We start from the raw sequence: 18,002 nt of genomic DNA on the forward strand, positions 1-18,002 counted from the left end.
GTGCTGCTGGAATATCCTTTTTGGGCGGCGATCGCCGGGCCGATATGTCGTCGTCGGGGGGTTAAATTAATTCTTACAGCCCATGACGTGTTAGCCAAACAGTTACCCACTGATACTTGGTTAGCCCAGGTTGCCCTGGCGGAGGAATTACAAGCATTGCGGGAAGCCGATGCAGTGGTGACCCTTGCCCCCGATGATCAAGCATTTTTCCAAAGTCATAACATTGCCAGCCATTGCATCCCCATTGGTCTAGATACCCAAGCCGCTGTAAATTTACCCGCCCCGGAAAAAGCCCTGGCGGAGTTACAAGCCTTCGACCCCTCCATAGATTGGCGCAAACCCTTCTGTTTATTTGTGGGCAGTCAACATCTCCCCAACCTCAAAGCAGTGGAGCAAATTCAAGCCCTGGCCCAAGCTAGTGACGGCCATTGGCAGGCGATCGCCGTGGGTAGTTGTTGTCCGCCGACCCAGCAACGAAACTTTTTTGCCCTGGGTAAAGTCTCCGATTCCGTCCTCCAAGCCCTTTATCAACATTCAGCGCTGGTGCTAATTCCCCTCGAAGCGGGCACTGGTATGTCTGTCAAAACCCTGGAGGCAATGGCCTGTGGTAAGGTAATCCTCGGCACGGCGATCGCCTTTCGGGGCTATCCGGTGGAGTCGGGGGTGAATTGTTTAATTAACAATAATTTAGCCACTTATGTTGGGGTAATTGAAGATATTATCCAGCACCCCCACCAATATGAGCAGTTGGGTAATTCTGCCCGCAATTTTGCCCAAAACTATGACTATCGTCAGCTTTATCAAACCTACCTAGATTTGCTTTCATGAAGGTATTAATCACAGATTTTGACCTATTTGCCAAAGTAGGTGGCGGGCAAACTTTTTACCGCAGTTTAATTCGTAAAAACCCCGATATTGATTTTTATTACCTGATTGACAAAGAAGAGCGTGCCACTAAACGTCCCGATAACGCCCACGGAGTCCCCTTTCAGGAAAAATATTTCCTCGCCGATTTAAATAACTTTTTTGATGTCAATCCCCCCAAATGGGTTTACCGTTCCTTCGTCAGAGCCAGTAACATTGCCGCATCGGTGGCTGGCATGGAATTCGACTTGGTTGATTCCCCTGATTATGAACAGTGGGCTATTTTTCTGCGTCCAGCCCTAGATTACCACCGGGTGAAATTTGCGAAGATTGCCCTTTCTCTCCATGGCAAAATTTCCACCACTTTAAAGTTAGATTGGTTCAATAAAGGAAAGGAAAATATCCCGCTAGAACTAGAAGAATGGAAACAATACGCCACCGTCGATCTCCGCTACGGCATTAGTAAAAGCTACATTGATGAATGGCAATCCCTAAGCCCATTTTCTGCCCACTATTACCATCCCCTTCATTTCTTTGCATTACCCCAGCCCCTAGAAGCAATTGCCAGTGGCGATCGCCCCGATTTGAACTTTATTGGTCGCACCGAAAGACGGAAAGGCCCAGATATTTTTATTGATATTGCTTGGTGGTTGGACAAAGATCTCTATAACGAAGCTAATATTATTGGCCCCCATAGCTTTAATGATACTGGCACCATTTCCTCGGAAAGTTATCTCCGGAGTATGCTTGGCGATCGCCAGAGTCCCGTTAAATTTTTACCCCCGAAACCTCAACAGGAATTAATGGGCTTATTCGCCCGTAAAACGGTCACTTTTGTGCCTTCGCGCTACGATACCCTCAATTTAGTAGCTCTGGAATCCTTATTTTCCGGTTGTCCCACCGTCATTGGTGGCGGGGCTGGGGTATGTCGTTTACTGAAAGAAGACTTTCCCGATGTTCCTTTTGTAGAAATTGATTTAGAAAATATTTACAGTTGTTTGGCAGCCATTGAGCATATTTTACGCGACTATGCTGGTTACCGTCGTCAATTAGTGGATTGTGTTAAAAATTCAGCAGCCATAGCTGATAGTCCTGTTTTAGCTGATATTTATCAACAAAATAGTCAGTATGAACAGGAAATCAGAGATGAACTACAAAATTGGTATGCCCAGTTAATGGGTTATTGGGTAAGTACCCAGGAAAATGTCTCCTTTTTACAACCCCTGAAAGCCCAATTAAAACCAACTCTCAAGCAAATTAAAAATAATTTAAAAAGTACGGCGGGACAATTAAAAGGCAGAGTTTTGCAACCCCTGGGGGATGACCGCAATGCCCAGCTAGTTAAAGCCCCTAATTTACTCAAAAAATACAAAGAAACCTTCAATGCCACAGAACAAACAGCGAAGGATTTGGCGGAAAAAATCCAAATGGGATGGCGTTTGGGGTCCGGCTATGAATCAGAATTCCAAGGAGTGCGGGGTAAATTAGCCACCAATTATCGCATCGACCGGGTACGACTCTGGCGGGAACTAGCTCGCATTGAAGAACTACGGAGCAACACCTTAGTTTCTGCCACCTACAAACTCCGGGCCATGCGGGCCTTGGGGGCGGATCAATTTGGCGATTTACCCTTTGTGTTGCGGACCCTGACGGAATATGGCTTTCCCAAGGAAATGGCGGCGATATCTGCTCTCTACGGCCAACCTTCGGAACGGGAGGAACGTTGCCATAGCTTGATTGAACAGGCCCGTTTGGACAATTTGACTAATCCAGCGGGAGATGAGTACGAAATTTGGGACGATCGCCGGGGGGATGGGCCATACCGGGCCACCATTATTGTTTCCCTCTACAATGCGGCAGCCAAATTACCCCTATTTTTAAAGACCCTACAGCATCAAACCCTAATTAAGCGTGGAGAAGCGGAAGTGGTGCTAGTGGACAGCGGTTCACCGGGAAATGAGTATGAAGTCTTCAAAGATTTAGCCCCCACCTTGGGTTATCCCCTGCTCTATGCCCGATCGCCGCAACGGGAAACCATCCAAAGTGCCTGGAACCGGGGCATTAAATTGGCCAAATCTCCCTACCTGGCCTTTCTGGGGGTGGATGAAACCATTTTGCCCGATTGTTTAGAAATTCTGGCGGGGGAATTGGACCAAGATCCAGAGCTGGATTGGGCCATTGGCCACAGTTTAGTCACCAATGTGGATATGCAGGGAGGCTGGGTCAGCGATATTATGCCCTACGACCGCACTGGCTATGAACAGGATTTAGTTTATCTAGAAACCTGTTATTTATCCTGGGTGGGGGCGCTCTACCGCAAATCAATTCACGAACGTTTTGGTTACTATGACCAAAGCTTCCGGGGGGCGGGGGATACGGAATTTAAAAACCGGGTCATGCCCTTCATCAAGAGTAAGGTAGTGGATAAAATGCTGGGCCTGTTTTGGAATTACCCCGACGAACGCACCACCCAAAGCCCCGCTACAGAAATTGAAGATATGCGGGCTTGGTATTTACATCGCACCCTGGCCGGTGTTAAATATGCTTTCCAACGGCGATCGCCTGAGGAAGTGGAAAATTTACTCTACCATTGCCTGGGCTATCGCAAATCTTACTGTAAGCATACTAGTACGGATTTTGACCATGCTTATAATTTGGCCCTTTATCTAGAAAAAGTTAACCCCCATGCTGAAGCTTTGCAATATGCTCCGGGCATTAAAGCTTTGCTAGGAACCTATCGCTCCCTGGATTGGTTGCCCAAATTATCTAAATTTTCTCCCCTTAACTCCATGCTGACAGCCCGCAAACTCACTAAACAATGGCAGCAGGAACACCAACAGCATTGGCCAAAAGATAGACTTTTTGCTCCCCATTACTCAATTTTTAACGATAATCGCCACGAACAACATTCTTTCCTTTGGTTTACGGATATCACCGCTTCTAAAAAATAATTATGTTTAACAAAATCAAAGATAAGCTCAAATTCAAACTGGCAAAAGTTCTTGCCCCAGAAATTGATAAAAAGCTAGCAGTGGACGAAAAACTAGCTTCTGTGCAGTTATTTGGCATTGCCCCTTGGTATCAGGAGAACCTTTGGGAACCACCAGTGCAAATAGTTTTGCGGGACCTCTGTAAACCGGGGGATACTGTTTTTGATGTGGGGGCAAATTTCGCTGGTTTAACCACAGTAATGTCGAGGATGGTGGGCCCTAGGGGCGTGGTTTGTGCCTTTGAAGCTAGCCCCCGCATTATTGATAAAACCCAACGAAACTTAGTGTTGAGCGGCTGTAATAATGTCCAGCTTTTTCACCATGCAGTTTACTCCACCTCCCATGAAACCGTAAAAATTTACCTGGGTAGCCATCTCAATGACAGCATTTACAGTGAAAACGGGGTGGGTTCCGCCTATGAAGTCAAAACCATTGCCCTAGATGACTTTGTTGAGCACACTAAACTAGTGCCTAATTTGCTCAAAATGGACATTGAAGGGGCAGAATTTGATGCCATTAAAGGCATGGAAAAAACCCTAGTTGCCGCCAAGCCCCATTTGGTCTTAGAAACCCAACGGGATGATACCCGCTGTTTAGATTTTCTGCGCAATTTAGGCTACATTGCCATCGACGTTAATACCTATCGGGAAGTTAAAACCGCTGACGATTATCCGGTGGGGGCGGACATTCGTAATAATCTCTATATCCATGGCGATCGCCTGGGGGAAACTCCCTATCAAGCCCCATTCCAGTTTGAGAGCCATAGCCTGTTAGATGCCGATCATTTTAAGCGGACTAAGGATGGTTCTGCTTGCCTAAAAAATAATCTAATTTTACCGAAAGGCCGCTATTTAATCGATTGGGACTTCACTGCTGAAGGCACCCAAAATGATTTAATGTGTGGAGTAAAAGTTAACGATAAAGTAATATTTCGTTACCATGCCTTCAGTCAGCTATTAGCCTCTAGCTATCGGGATTGGGTGATTAATTTGCCCGAAACTAGTGAAATCCAACTTTATTTTGAATTCCAGCATGGCACCCAAGATCCAACCCTAACTATTAATAGTGCCAAAATTACCAAAATTACCAATTTTGACCATCTTCCTGCCGCCCTTTATTTCTAGTGTTTAACCCCCAATGTTAGTTCCCCTCCTTGGTTTGGCGATCGGGCTCCTCCTGTTGACTTTCAGTCTTTTTGTTTATAAAGGAGTTCCCGTTGTCCACCGCTATGCTTTCCTAAGCAAATTTGAAAATAACGTACTTTTTATTTGGGGCAACATTTCCATTTCCCTAGCGGCCATGTTAGGTATTGCTGGCTATTGGAACGTATTTCAAGGGGACGATCTACGGCTAGGGAGAATTGTTTTGTTGATTGTTGGCATAACAGCCACCATTTGGTCGATGCTGGAAACCTTGGGCGTTGACCATCCTCTAAAAAAATTTGCTGTTGGTGAAAAAATAAACCAAATTGGCGTTTTAAATATTATTGGTTACATCCTCAGTGGAGCGGCAGTTTTAACTTTAATTTCCATTTTTGGTATTGCTTTTTTTGACTATAACTATGGCGGTGATGCTTTTATGTATCACATTCCCTTCGCCGCCAGAATTTGGGGCATTATCCCCCCGGAACAATATACTTTTGAATATTTTACAGAAAATCGCTTTCTTGGTTTTCCCCTGCTGGCAAATTGGCTCCAGGGATTATTTTGGGTAGTTTTTAATCGCATTGAAGCCACAAACCTAGTCGCCTATTTTAGCTTAATAATTCTGATCTTTTACCTGGTTAAGGTTCCAAAAATCCCCTTCTACTTAGCTAGCCTTTCTCTCCTCGCGGTACCCATGGTCCACATGCATGCCGCCAGAAGCTACATTGATCTGCCCGGCAATGTGGGAGTCAGCATCTGCATTTTAACCCTATATTTGCTTTACATAGATAAGATAAAACTGGATTTTAAAACTCTCCTAATTCTATTTTTATCGGCATTTGTGGCGGCTAATATCAAACTGCAACTAATTCCGGTTGTTTTCCTCTTAATACTTGCTTCACTGCCTCTTTTTGTCACTAACTATTGGCGATCGGATAAAACCCGTCAAGATAATCTACTCAAATTAGCTCAGGTATTTGCCCTGGGAACCTTAGCCAGTTTGATTATTTTTTACAACCCGCTCAAAAATATTATTGTCTACCAAAATCCTGCCTACCCCGTCAAAATTACCATCGCAGGCCAGGTGCTTAATCACACGGAAGAATCTCCCAACTTCATGCACGAAAATATTCGTCGTTTGCCGCCACCGGTGCGTTGGGGAAGGTCTTTGCTGGAAATTAATGCCTTTGACGATCGCCGACCCTGGCGTTGGACCTTAGCTATGGATTTCATTTCCTGGAATGAAGAACGCTTTGGCATGGGGGGATATTTTGGTGGCTATGTAATTTTCAATGTTGTACTTTTAGCGTTTCTTTGTTGGAAAAACTGGCAAAAATCAACCAAAGTGGCCCTGGCATTCATGCTAGTTACGTCGGCGGTAACCATGTGGCTACCCCAGTCCTATGAGCTGCGTTATTACATGTATTGGATGATTGTTTTTGTCAGCCTCAATGCTTACCTAGTCACTCGTTTGGCTGAGCAGGACCCCCGCCCAAAGAATGTTATTAAGCCCCAATACTTTGGCTTAGTTGCTTTTATGTTTATGATCATCTTCATCCATAAAACCAACAAATTCTTCACTTATCCAGCATTTCAGCCCCTGACACAACAGCTAGAGACCGCGGATTGGATGGTTAAGAAAGAAATCTTTAGTCAAATTGAAGACGGCGATCAGGTTTGCATTGTGGAAAAAGCACCCTTTAGTTTCTTTTACAATTCCTATTTTCATCCCGGGCGGGATTATTCAGTGCGAGCAGAATTTAACCTCGAGGATGAAAGGATGAAGGATAAATGTGAAGGGTTAAAAATTCTTCGTTAATTAGACCATTGGCGATCGCCTAACATCCTACTAATCTCCGGCACAGCTTCTTTGAAAGTGTCTAAAATCAGCGCTTCAGGGCCCGGGCCATATCCCGGTCATCTTGACGACGCTTTAAAGTCTCCCGCTTATCGTGGAGTTTTTTGCCTTTACCTAAGCCCAGGGCAATTTTCACCCAACTACCCTTGAAATACATTTTCAGCGGCACTAGAGTTAGACCTTTTTGTTCAACTTGACCAATTAATTTGCGGATTTCCCAGTTATGCATTAGCAAGCGCCTGGTACGACGGGGGTCATGGTTGAAAAACTGACTACTTTTATCGTAGGGCGAAATATGTACGTTCATCAGCCAAACTTCCCCATCCCGCAACAGGGCAAAGCCATCCCGCAAATTAACCTTCCCCGCCCGTATTGACTTGACCTCGGTACCCTGTAGTTCGATGCCCGCTTCATAGGTCTCTAAGATTTCGTACAGAAAACGAGCCTGGCGATTATCGCTGACAACTTTTATCCTTTCTTTTTCCTTAGCCATGAACCGTCAGTAATGTATCCGTAATATATCTGTTGAATGTTGCTCTTGTGGATTGAAAAGCTTAGCCCATTGACATGGCCAGGAACTCACTGTCACCCATGGCTCCTGGCAATCCGTGCTGTAATTTTCTAAAGGCAATCCGAGCCGGAAAAGGAAGACTCAAGATTTTTCCGCTGTTCCATACGGCTGAGAAAATAGCCCGTCATCATGGCCGAAGCCAACAGATTAGCGAAATCTTCCCGGTCGGTAGTGATTTGCACATCAAAGTCATCCATGGGCAACATACCCACTAAGCCCTGGACATTCTGGTAAATAATCTCTTTGATTTCAGGGCTGGCGGACTGGGCAATCCAGGCCAAGGTTTCAGGGTGTTGTTTTTGCAGATACTGGAGCAGAGTGTTGACCCGTTGTTCTTCCTGTTCAGACGTATGAAAGTCAAAGTTAAATTCCATTATTACTCCCTAACTCCGGACTGACCGTTTAATCACTGGCATTACCCTCCACTATAGCGGCTCAGGCAAAGTTTTGTAAAAAGCTATCAAACTGGCTGGGGTAAACAATTACCCAAAAATCTGGGGCAATAACTCCTACCTAAGTGGACACTTAAGGAACTGAAAATTTTGCACTGCCCAACTCCCCTGATGTGACTAGTTTCAAGCATGGTTACCAAAGTAAGTACTGGCTGTGGCCGAGCATAATTCATTCAATCTATTATTAGATATACTAAAGATTCATGCCACAAATGTTTAAATTTTCCTATGGGTATGGAGTGCGGAGCATTGGCTCGGGCATCCAGGCCAAGGTCTATAAACGCACAACAACCTTTTCTGATCTCTGACAAGATTTAGAAGGGCGAACGATGGGATTCGAACCCACGCATGGAGGTACCACAAACCTCTGCCTTAACCCCTTGGCTACGCTCGCCGTTTTGCTTTAGGCATTAATGATGATAACACAGGGATTGGATCTTTTCGGCACTATTTTTGCTGTATGTGAATTCGGGGAGCCAATTTTTCTGGTTCCACATCCCGCAACCATTGGGGTAAATGATCTGGGGTAATGGTCTGTAGCTCTGCTAACAGAGCCGCACTAGTTTGCAACAGGTTTTCTGTCTCTATTCCTTGGTGGGCCGGACGAAAAGCCTTTAAGCGACGGATACCTTCTCCCAAAAGAATCACAGCCCCCTGCCAATTGTGATTGGAAAGATGATAGTGGGCTACGGCGATTTGCAAAATGCCTTGGTAAAAGTTTTTTTCCGTTGGGTTAGCTTCTAACCACACTGCTTCGAGGGTGTCATGGCAGGCATAAAAATCTTGCTGGTTAAATTGTTCGATGCCTAGGCCTAGGCCGATGTTTGCGTCCATAGTTAATGTATGTGCCGTCATTAGGGCAAATGGTCAATCTAGGTCGGTCGGGCTGGAGGTGGGGTAATTTTCCGCTAGACTGGGAAGCGTGTTCCGCGAATTTTTCTTTCACCCGGTTTCTGCTTTTTTCGTTTTTGAATGGCGATCGCCATATTTTCCCCCTTACCCTGTTTACCATGACCAAGCGTAGCAATTTGGATTCCAACCACATTATTTATCGTTCCGAAGAACTGCTGGGGGCCGCATCAAACCGTTACAACATTACTGTCAGGGTAGCTAAGCGGGCCAAGGAAAATCGCTCCGAGGATTTTGACAGCATTGATGATCCCAACATGAAGCCTGCTATCCGGGCCATCATTGAAATGTCCGACGAACTTACCCGTCCAGAAATTATTAGCGATAACTAAGCCACCAGTTCCATGTTTAAGCCCCTTTTCCCCCTGTCATTGCTATTGGGTTGTCTGAGCTTTTTGCTCACTATGCTACTCCATAGTCCCGGACAGTGGGGAGCCTTATCCCAGGCCCAGCCAGCCCAGGGGGTGCCCGCCGGAGGATATACAGTAGTAGTGGAAATAATTGCTCAGCAAGTTTACGCCCGTTTTCCCGATCTGCCCAAGGGCAACGACTACCGCCGTCAGAGTGATGGTAGCCCAGATCCGGAAAATACCTTAATCAGTCGCATGATTCGTTACCATCGGGACATCAAAAAAAGGCCAACCCGCTATCGTTTCGATTGGCGTTTGACCCTAGCGGATTATCTTGATGCCAATGAGCAGATGGAACCAGAGCGTTACCCTGGTTTTTCTACCCTCCAGGAAAGTCCCCTCGATGGCGATCGCCAGTTGATTGCACAGTTAAACCGAGAACAAAGACAAGCATTGGTGGATTTCCTGGCGGAAATTTATCGGCCTCAAACGTCAGTCAATGAGGGAGAGTCTGGTGCGGGAAACCAGGAAGAAGACAGTCAAAGCCCAACACCGGCGGTGACAACGCCTAATCAACCGGGACTATCCCAACCAGGGGATGCTCAGTTGTTAATGCCTTGATTAAGCCCCAAAATAATAAACCCCCGACTTAGGCGTAGGAGCTTCAGACGGGGGCATTGAGAACAGGCAGATATGGAATGAAACCATTGCGGCTTCAGAAAAGCTAAAAATGAAATCAAACAAAGATTAATTACTGAATAAGACTGCAGGTCAATGGGCAAGAGGCAAACATCGGTTTATGAATTAGATTAGTCTCCCCATGGAGCCAACTCAGCCAACGTACTTCCTGGGGATGAATCCCTTTCGCAGTTAGGGTTGCCGCTCCGGAGAGCACCAATAAAACTGTTCCTCCCAGCAAGCTGCTAGCCACCAAGAGCACTGCACTCATGGGCAAAACTGACTGCAATACCACCGTCGCTAAAACCCCCACTGTGGCGACAAGAAAGACCAGCGGGAAACCAACCACCAACAAGCACACCAATAGGGTGAAAGTCCAGACGGAAAAACTCTTCATGAGGACGAGCATATAGCTCATTCCTGCTCCTTCCCTTGACGAAAGCTCCATAACTATTAACTCCAACAACAACAATCTGGTGAGGCAGACCCAAACTAGCGGTGCCCAAATCTCAGGCTCCCACCGGGGGGCTGTTGAATCTAGTATAGGCAATGACTCCAAGAAACTGAGATTTCTTTATAATTATTTACATTCAATCGTTGACATTTACTGATTATTTTTATAGATGACAATCTTAGATTCAAGGGCTGGTATTTGTCCTAGTTCCATTTATCTAGACTTTAGCTGTAATTCCATGGGCAATTTGTCGTTTAACTCTGATCCCTACATTTGATTTGCCAGTGGTGTCCAAGGGACAAAAAAGTTAGTTATTAGGAGACTCAGCTTATTTTACATTTGTTAACAATTGTCCTTGGAAATCTCATCAATGGGAAAGGAACGAAATGGGCCGACGGTGGCGACAATTAAGTCGATTTGTTAAAGGACTAACGAAAAATAGAAAAAATTCTTTAATCTATTAGGAGTATCCCCACTGAGTCCGACCGGTCATATTCGTTGTTGCTACCCCCATCTGCACCAACGTTTTACCAGGGGCCGCTGTGCAAAAGTGCAAAATCCGGTGAAAAAACGTCATGAACCAACCTCCCCGCCCCTCTGTGCCTCCATTGCCCCCTCTGCCCAACAATCCCCCTGGGCGGACTGCACCTTCCATTCGCCAGGAAAGTATGGCTCCAGAAACGCAGTTTGTGCCAGCCCCCCCCAGCATTAGCCAGCCCCAACCACAACAACTTTCTGCCAACACCAATCTGCCCACTAGTCCTCGGGCGCCTGGCCATGCTGCTCCAGGGCGATCGCCAGGGCAGCCCAGTCTAGAGGAGTTAATCCGCAGTGCCTTTGACCAAGGTTTCTCCGATGTTCACGTCGGGGTAGGAGAAGTGCCCCGCATGCGGGACCGGGGGGAAATGCTGCCCCTGCGTTATGAGCCAACGGATCACCAGACCTTTATGAGTTGGCTCAGGGAAATTCTCACCGAGGATGAAATTCAACGGTTCAAACGGGAATTGGAATTTGACGGGGCTAAACAATACGATTTTGCCAGGGTGCGGATTAACGTCCTGGAAAGTTTGTTGGGCTCCGCCATGGTGCTGCGGATTATTCCCCTCAAGATCTTGACCCTGGAACAGTTACGGTTGCCGGAAGTTTTGCGCACCGTGTCTAACTCCCACAAAGGCCTAATTCTCGTGACGGGGCCCACCGGTTCCGGTAAATCCACCACCATGGCGGCGATGGTGGACTACATCAACAGAGAACATGCTAAACACATCATTTCCATTGAGGATCCGATTGAGTTTGTGCACCAAAGTCGTCGCTCCTTGATCCGCCAAAGGGAAGTGGGTATGCACACTTTGGAATTTGACCATGCCCTCAAGGCTTCTCTGCGGGAAGATCCGGATATTATCCTGATTGGGGAGATGCGGGACCGGAGCACGGTCAACACCGCCCTCAAAGCCGCCCAAACCGGTCACTTGGTAATGGGAACTCTCCACACCAACAGCGCCATTAAAACCTTGGAAAGGATTTTGACCCTCTACACTGCGGAAGAACAGCCCGCCATGCGAACGGCGATCGCCGAATCACTGGTGGCAATCATTGCCCAGGGTTTATGTCGCACCACCGACGGTAAACGGGCCGGCTTCCATGACATTCTCATTAACACAGAGACAGTGAAGGATTATATCCGCCAAGGTAAGTACGATGAAATTGCCGAGTTAATGCAGGATGGTGAGTACGATGGTATGGTCACCGCTAGCCAATCCCTATTTGCTCTCTACCAGGAAGGCAGAATTACGGAGGAAACCGCCTTGGAGTTAGCCCCCGCCCGCAACGAAATGGCCATGAAACTCAGAGGGAGAACCTAAGGAATCTCAGGAATGAAATATGCCCTAGTCCACGAGTGGCTCACCCCAAAGGCAACGGGGGGGTCAGAGTTGGTGGTGCAGGAGATTTTAAGCCACGTAACGGCGGATCTGTATGCCCTGATCGATTTTGAGTCCACCAATCCCCAGAGCTACCTCTATGGCCGCTCCATTGGCACCACTTTTTTGCAGGGGTTTCCCCGGGCGGAACAGGGGGTGCAGAAATATTTACCCATTTTGCCCCTGGCGATCGAGCAATTAGATTTAGGAGAATATGATGTCATTCTTTCCTCTTCCCATGCGGTGGCCAAGGGGGTGCTGACTGCTCCCCACCAAATCCACATCTGCTATTGCCATACTCCCATGCGCTATGCCTGGGATTTAACCTTTGACTACTTGAATAACAGTTCCATGGGCCGGGGACTGCCGGGAATTTTAACCCGTTACCTGCTCCATCAATTGCGGCAATGGGACGTGGTTTCCGCCAATCGGGTGGATTATTTCTTGGCCAATTCTCACCACACAGCCCGGCGCATTTGGCGTTGTTATCGGCGGGAAGCAGATGTGGTCTATCCCCCAGTGAATTTGGAGCGTTTCACCTACCGAGAAAAGAAGGATGACTTCTTCTTAACGGTCTGTCGCCTCGTCAGTTACAAACAGGTCAAATTGATTGTGCAGGCCTTTAACCAGTTGCGGTTACCCCTGGTGGTGATCGGCGATGGCCCCGATTTACTTCTCTTACAGGAACTAGCCCAACCCAACGTGCAAATTCTTGGGGCCCAACCTAATGCCGTAGTGGAAGATTACATGGCCCGGGCTAAAGCCTTTGTTTACGGGGCCTGTGAGGATTTTGGCATTGCCCTAGTGGAAGCCCAGGCCTGCGGCACGCCGGTCATTGCCTTTGGCCGAGGAGGAGCTTTGGAAACGGTGGTGGATTATCAAAAAAATCCCCAAACTGCGACGGGGCTTTGGTTTGACCAACAAACGGTGCCGTCTTTAGTGCAAGCAGTGGAAACTTTTTCCAATCTTAGCCATCAGATCAGTGCAGAGAACTGTTTCCTGCAAGCAAACCGTTTTTCTTCTAGAATGTTTCAAACGTCATATTTGGCGTTCCTGGAAAAGTACTGTCATCAGGTTCCTCATCGGACTTAGTGGCGGTGGGAGTCCTCAGTTATTTAGCAAAGAATCGTAACAATTGTCGATTCAGGCTTTATGATTAGGACGATATGGTGTGATGTGTGATGGAGTACGATGACTGCTAATAGCTCGCCGATCTCTGTAAAAGCCCTCCGTGCTTTGATGAGACGCGGATTTTATCCAACGGTCTCTCCGAGAAGGTATCAAGGTTCCCGCTCCAGTTCCCTCACCGGAACCGTGGCCAAAAGGGTATTCGATATCTGTTTCTCCCTGTCGGTATTGGTTCTCTGTTCCCCCCTTTACCTGGCGATCGCCTTGATGATTGCGGTCAGTTCACCGGGGCCCATTTTCTATGTGCAAGAAAGGGTAGGGCGCAAGTTTAAACGTTTCAAATGCATTAAGTTCCGCACCATGGTCACCAATGCCGATGAGGTGTTGGAGAAACTGATGGCCGGTTGTCCCCAAACCCGGGAGGAATTTGAAAAGAATTTTAAACTCCGTAATGACCCCCGCATTACCTGGATTGGCAAGTTCTTACGGTTGACTAGCCTGGATGAATTTCCCCAGTTCTGGAATGTCCTCAAGGGGGATATGAGCTTGGTGGGACCCCGTCCCTTGGTGCCTGAAGAGTTGCACAAGTATGGGCGACAAATCAACCAAGTGTTGAGTATTAAGCCTGGGCTAACGGGACTGTGGCAGGTGTCCGGTCGCAATGACATTCCCTATCCTGAGCGGGTGCAGATTGATGTCTATTACGTTTACTACCGCACCATGACTCTGGATTTGCTCATTATTGCCAAAACCCTAGGGGTAATGCTTTTCCCCAACAATAACGGCGCTTACTAACACCATGCCCCGGTGTCTAGCTTGGATGTCCATGGCTAGAACTATGCCCCGGTAATAAATTTCCCCATGTTCCCGAGAGAGTTCGGGCCAATTCTTAGGGGATTCTCTGCCTAAGGTAGACCAATAATTTCTCAAAATGGGCCGGCATCGGGGCGATCGCCGTGATGGTTTCCCCACTCACTGGATGAATGAGGGATAGTTGGTGGGCGTGGAGAGCCTGGCCGGGCAGATTAACATTGAGATTACCGGGGGAAGTGTAGAGGTTATCCCCCACCAAAGGGTGACCTATTTGTTTGCTATGGACCCGGATTTGATGGGTACGTCCCGTTTCCAGTTGAAATTCCAGCCAGCTATGGTTGCCCAGCCGCTCCAATAGCCGCCAATGGGTGACAGCATTCCTACCGCCCTTTTCTGGGGGCACAATGCCCATTTTTTGGCGATCGCCAGGGTGACGACCGATGGGCAGAGCCACCGTACCCTGAATTTCCCTCGGAGCCCCATACACAATGCCCCAATATAGGCGGCGGGCAGTTTTTTCTTTTAGTTGAGCCTGTAGATGATGCAGAGCTAATTCTGTTTTAGCGATCACCATGGCCCCAGTAGTGTCCTTATCCAAGCGATGGACAATGCCCGGTCTTTGCACACCGCCAATGCCGGCCAAATCAGGACAATGGGCCAGTAGAGCGTTAACCACCGTGCCGTCAGGATGGCCAGGGCCAGGATGCACCACCAAACCCGCCGGTTTATTGATAATGATCAGTTGGTCATCCTCATACAAAATATCCAGGGGAATGGCCTGGGGCACCAGATTCAAAGGGACCAAATCGGGAATATTGACCAAAAGGCGATCGCCAACTTTGAGAATTTGTTTTTTGTTTTGGCAAATCACTCCGTTACACCAAACCTGCCCCGACTCGATTAATTTTTGACATCGGGCCCGGGACAACTGGGGTAAATTTTCCGCCAGCCACTTGTCTAGTCGCTCCCCATGGGCGGTGACCATTAACTCAGGAGAAGCATCCCAATCGGAAACTTCTGCGATAATTTGCTCAACCATCTATCTATTCTTCCGGGGTAAATTGTCCAGGCAAAGCATGGGGAATCAGAGCATCTAAGCTGATCACCTCCAACGCCGAAGCATGGGTGGCACTCAAATCCACCAAGGGAGCCATGCCCGCATCCTTGGCTTCTTGCCAGCGGGCCGCACATAGACACCATTTATCCCCTGGTTTTAGCCCTGGAAATTGGTAAGCCGGTTGGGGCGTGGAAAGATCGTTGCCCCGGGCTTTAGAAAATTCCAAAAATTCCGCTGTCACCTGGGCACAGACCACATGGCGACCAAAATCCGTCGGTCCCGTTTGGCAGTAACCATTGCGGTAAAACCCGGTTAAAGGCGACTTACAACAACATTTGAGGTCACCACCCAACACATTTTTATCCTGGGAATCCTGCATAGTAGCCATATCGTTAACCAAACAAAAATGAGAATGCTATTTAACAATCTTCACACCAAAACCATGGTAGTGCCGCCGCCAAAAAGATTAAAATGTTAATTTCGTTGTGGTAGTGATCCCGACGATGATTTTCCGTGAACAACAGCAATGCTTAACCCAAACCTAGCAGAGATTGAACTCTCTCAAGACGACTACCAACGGTATTCCCGCCACATCATTCTGCCGGAGGTGGGCCTCGATGGCCAAAAACGCATCAAAGCCGCCAGTGTCCTCTGTATTGGTTCCGGGGGTCTAGGTTCTCCGTTACTGCTCTACTTGGCCGCGGCGGGGGTAGGACGGATCGGTTTAGTTGATTTTGACATTGTCGATACTTCCAACCTGCAACGGCAAATTATCCATGGTACTTCGTGGATTGGTAAGCCCAAAATTGAGTCCGCCAAGCACCGCATCTTGGAAATTAATCCCTTCTGTCAGGTGGACCTCTACGAAACTCAGATTTCTTCGGCCAATGCCTTGGACATCATTGCCCCCTACGACATTGTCATTGACGGCACGGATAATTTTCCCACCCGGTACCTCACCAACGATGCCTGTGTGTTGTTGAATAAACCAAACGTTTACGGCTCCATTTTCCGCTTTGAAGGGCAAGCTACGGTGTTTAACTACCAGGGGGGGCCAAACTACCGTGACCTCTATCCAGAACCGCCGCCGCCGGGCATGGTGCCTTCCTGTTCTGAGGGAGGGGTTTTAGGCGTGTTACCGGGCATTGTGGGTACGATTCAAGCCACGGAAGCGCTCAAGATTATGCTTGGTGCCCCCGACACCCTCAGTGGTCGCCTACTGCTGTTCAACGCCTGGGAAATGAAATTCCGGGAACTGAAATTGCGTCCCAACCCTGTGCGGCCGGTAATTGAAAAGCTGATTGATTACGACCAGTTCTGTGGTATTCCCCAAGCCAAAGCTGCCGAAGCCGCCGATGCCCAGGCCTTGGCGGAAATGACTGTGACGGAGTTAAAAACTCTGCTGGATAGTGATGCCAATGACTACGTTTTAATCGATGTGCGTAATCCCAATGAGTATGACATTGCCCGCATTCCAGGGGCGGTATTGGTGCCTTTACCCGATATTGAAGAGGGCCCCGGCATAGAAAAAGTGCGGAATTTGGTCAATGGTCACCGTTTAATTGCCCACTGCAAATTGGGGGGGCGATCGGCTAAAGCTTTGACTCTGCTTAAACAAGCGGGTATTGAAGGCATAAATGTTAAAGGGGGCATCACCGCTTGGAGTCAGGAAGTTGACCCCAGTGTCACCCAGTATTAACTTTCCCCTTGTCCCATAGCCCTGAATAATTTTGGCGATCGCCGTTTTCCTGATAGTGGAGATGGCGATCACTTTTTTATTACATTTGCCCGATTGATTGGCTTTGATTAGCTCGAAGTAAGCAAAAATACACCAACCGAAATCATCAAAGTGCCGGCCAGATAGTTTATTAATCGCTTATTCTTTCTGCTGATTAATAGCCCTGATCGGTGGGCAAGAAAAGCATAAAACAACTTCATCCCTCCCACCGTAAGAATTGCGGTTAGAATTATGACTACGGTATCAAGATAGGCAATATTATTAACGTCAACAAAAGTTGGTAAAAAGCCCAGATAAAAAATGACAGCTTTTTGATCCGCTAAAGTTATTAGCAATCCGGCAGAAAAACTAGAAGAGAGGGATTTGGCATCAACCTTAGTCAGGTTTTGATTGTTAACTTTGGCTCGGAGGGTGTTGATTCCCAACCAGATTAAATAAATGCCGCTGATATATTTAAGAACGACAAAAAAATCTCCCATCGCCCCCTGTAAAAAAGCTAAGCCCCAGAGAGCGATAAGAATAAAAATAATATCGCCTAAAACAACGCCAAGGGTAGCAAAAAAACCATGGATAAAACCACCGCTGGCACTTTTACTTGAAACAGTCAACACACTCAAACTGGGAACAGCAGCCAGGATCAACATTGCCCCAAATAAACTGAGTATGTTAGACCAATCCATGGTTAACACTTTGAATAACCTAGCGACTCCGGAGAATTTCCAAAGTCACATCCCCATCAAAATCTGGAATGGGAGCTTGGCATTTAGTCAGGGCCACTTTGACTTGCTGGGTTTTGCCCGTTCCCAAAATGGCATCGGCGATCGCCTCGGCTAGTTTTTCAATCATTTTAAACTTGGACTCACGGATGAGCTTTTGTACGATCGCCACTGCATCAGCATAGTTGAGAGTATCGTTCAGGTCATCGCTCTGCCCAGCCTTAGCCAAATCGATCCAGATGGTTAAATCAACCTCAAACCATTGCCCCAAGAACTGTTCCGCATCAAAGTAGCCGGTGTAACCATAGGCGCGAATGCCCTTAACATTTAACGTATCCATAAATTGACTAAGTACTAGCT

Annotated in this window: 18 protein-coding genes and 1 tRNA gene; 10 read left to right on the top strand and 9 right to left on the bottom strand. The window is 47.4% G+C overall.

Going from position 1 to position 18,002, the window contains the following annotated elements; genetic code table 11:
* The 4 genes from IQ219_RS05470 to IQ219_RS05485 form a co-directional block, all read left to right on the top strand.
* The coding region (locus tag IQ219_RS05470; protein ID WP_194071968.1) for a glycosyltransferase family 4 protein at window positions 1-828 on the top strand (828 nt) is incomplete at its 5' end.
* The gene (locus IQ219_RS05475) at window positions 825-3,815 is read left to right on the top strand and encodes a glycosyltransferase (RefSeq protein ID WP_194071969.1); all 2,991 of its coding nucleotides are present in this window, start codon (window positions 825-827) and stop codon (window positions 3,813-3,815) included. The genes IQ219_RS05470 and IQ219_RS05475, both read left to right, overlap by 4 nt.
* Window positions 3,816-3,817: 2 nt before the next feature.
* Entirely contained in the window at window positions 3,818-4,978 is a 1,161-nt protein-coding gene (locus tag IQ219_RS05480) for an FkbM family methyltransferase (protein ID WP_194071970.1), read from the top strand.
* Between the two features lie 13 nt (window positions 4,979-4,991).
* Window positions 4,992-6,818, top strand: a complete 1,827-nt coding sequence (locus IQ219_RS05485; protein WP_194071971.1) for a hypothetical protein — start codon at window positions 4,992-4,994, stop codon at window positions 6,816-6,818.
* 67 nt (window positions 6,819-6,885) lie between these two features.
* Here IQ219_RS05485 and smpB read toward each other — a convergent pair whose 3' ends face one another.
* From smpB to IQ219_RS05505, 4 genes are all read right to left on the bottom strand, one after another.
* On the bottom strand, window positions 6,886-7,350 hold the full coding sequence (gene smpB / locus IQ219_RS05490; protein ID WP_190598311.1) for an SsrA-binding protein SmpB: 465 nt from the start codon (window positions 7,348-7,350) through the stop codon (window positions 6,886-6,888).
* A 128-nt stretch (window positions 7,351-7,478) separates the two neighbouring features.
* Window positions 7,479-7,802: a DUF760 domain-containing protein gene (locus IQ219_RS05495; protein WP_190598312.1), complete on the bottom strand. Its 324-nt coding sequence runs from the start codon at window positions 7,800-7,802 to the stop codon at window positions 7,479-7,481.
* Window positions 7,803-8,201: 399 nt separating this feature from the next.
* A tRNA-His gene (locus tag IQ219_RS05500) sits at window positions 8,202-8,274 on the bottom strand.
* 53 nt (window positions 8,275-8,327) lie between these two features.
* Window positions 8,328-8,714, bottom strand: coding sequence for a DUF309 domain-containing protein (locus IQ219_RS05505; protein WP_194021166.1), 387 nt, complete (start codon window positions 8,712-8,714; stop codon window positions 8,328-8,330).
* 176 nt (window positions 8,715-8,890) lie between these two features.
* Here IQ219_RS05505 and IQ219_RS05510 point away from each other — a divergent pair, with 176 nt between their 5' ends.
* Complete coding sequence (locus IQ219_RS05510; RefSeq protein ID WP_010873067.1) at window positions 8,891-9,121, top strand: DNA-directed RNA polymerase subunit omega; 231 nt, start codon at window positions 8,891-8,893, stop codon at window positions 9,119-9,121.
* Between the two features lie 12 nt (window positions 9,122-9,133).
* Window positions 9,134-9,760, top strand: coding sequence for a hypothetical protein (locus IQ219_RS05515; RefSeq protein WP_194071972.1), 627 nt, complete (start codon window positions 9,134-9,136; stop codon window positions 9,758-9,760).
* A gap of 130 nt (window positions 9,761-9,890) precedes the next feature.
* Here the strand turns inward: IQ219_RS05515 and IQ219_RS05520 are convergent, their stop codons facing one another.
* On the bottom strand, window positions 9,891-10,265 hold the full coding sequence (locus IQ219_RS05520) for a hypothetical protein (protein WP_190598315.1): 375 nt from the start codon (window positions 10,263-10,265) through the stop codon (window positions 9,891-9,893).
* A gap of 581 nt (window positions 10,266-10,846) precedes the next feature.
* Here IQ219_RS05520 and IQ219_RS05525 point away from each other — a divergent pair.
* From IQ219_RS05525 to IQ219_RS05535, 3 genes are all read left to right on the top strand, one after another.
* A complete protein-coding gene (locus IQ219_RS05525; RefSeq protein WP_190598316.1) occupies window positions 10,847-12,133 on the top strand; it encodes a PilT/PilU family type 4a pilus ATPase in 1,287 nt (428 codons plus the stop codon).
* 12 nt (window positions 12,134-12,145) lie between these two features.
* Entirely contained in the window at window positions 12,146-13,282 is a 1,137-nt protein-coding gene (locus IQ219_RS05530) for a glycosyltransferase (RefSeq protein ID WP_194071973.1), read from the top strand.
* Between the two features lie 99 nt (window positions 13,283-13,381).
* Window positions 13,382-14,113, top strand: coding sequence for a sugar transferase (locus tag IQ219_RS05535; protein ID WP_010873062.1), 732 nt, complete (start codon window positions 13,382-13,384; stop codon window positions 14,111-14,113).
* Between the two features lie 94 nt (window positions 14,114-14,207).
* On the opposite strand, the gene IQ219_RS05540 is transcribed toward IQ219_RS05535, so the two are convergent.
* Both IQ219_RS05540 and IQ219_RS05545 read right to left on the bottom strand, forming a co-directional pair.
* Window positions 14,208-15,170: an RluA family pseudouridine synthase gene (locus IQ219_RS05540; protein ID WP_194071974.1), complete on the bottom strand. Its 963-nt coding sequence runs from the start codon at window positions 15,168-15,170 to the stop codon at window positions 14,208-14,210.
* A gap of 4 nt (window positions 15,171-15,174) precedes the next feature.
* Window positions 15,175-15,576 carry a DUF2237 family protein gene (locus IQ219_RS05545; RefSeq protein WP_190598320.1) on the bottom strand — a complete coding sequence of 134 codons (402 nt, stop codon included), beginning with the start codon at window positions 15,574-15,576 and terminating at the stop codon, window positions 15,175-15,177.
* A gap of 138 nt (window positions 15,577-15,714) precedes the next feature.
* Between IQ219_RS05545 and moeB the strand changes: the two genes are divergently transcribed.
* Complete coding sequence (gene moeB, locus IQ219_RS05550) at window positions 15,715-16,887, top strand: molybdopterin-synthase adenylyltransferase MoeB (protein ID WP_194071975.1); 1,173 nt, start codon at window positions 15,715-15,717, stop codon at window positions 16,885-16,887.
* Between the two features lie 107 nt (window positions 16,888-16,994).
* Here the strand turns inward: moeB and IQ219_RS05555 are convergent, their stop codons facing one another.
* Window positions 16,995-17,615, bottom strand: a complete 621-nt coding sequence (locus IQ219_RS05555; protein WP_194071976.1) for a LysE family translocator — start codon at window positions 17,613-17,615, stop codon at window positions 16,995-16,997.
* A 10-nt stretch (window positions 17,616-17,625) separates the two neighbouring features.
* On the bottom strand, window positions 17,626-18,002 hold a 377-nt coding region (folB, locus tag IQ219_RS05560), incomplete at its 5' end, for a dihydroneopterin aldolase (RefSeq protein WP_228016731.1).

It is taken from the genome of Synechocystis sp. LEGE 06083 (assembly GCF_015207725.1).
Taxonomy (GTDB): domain Bacteria; phylum Cyanobacteriota; class Cyanobacteriia; order Cyanobacteriales; family Microcystaceae; genus Synechocystis; species Synechocystis salina.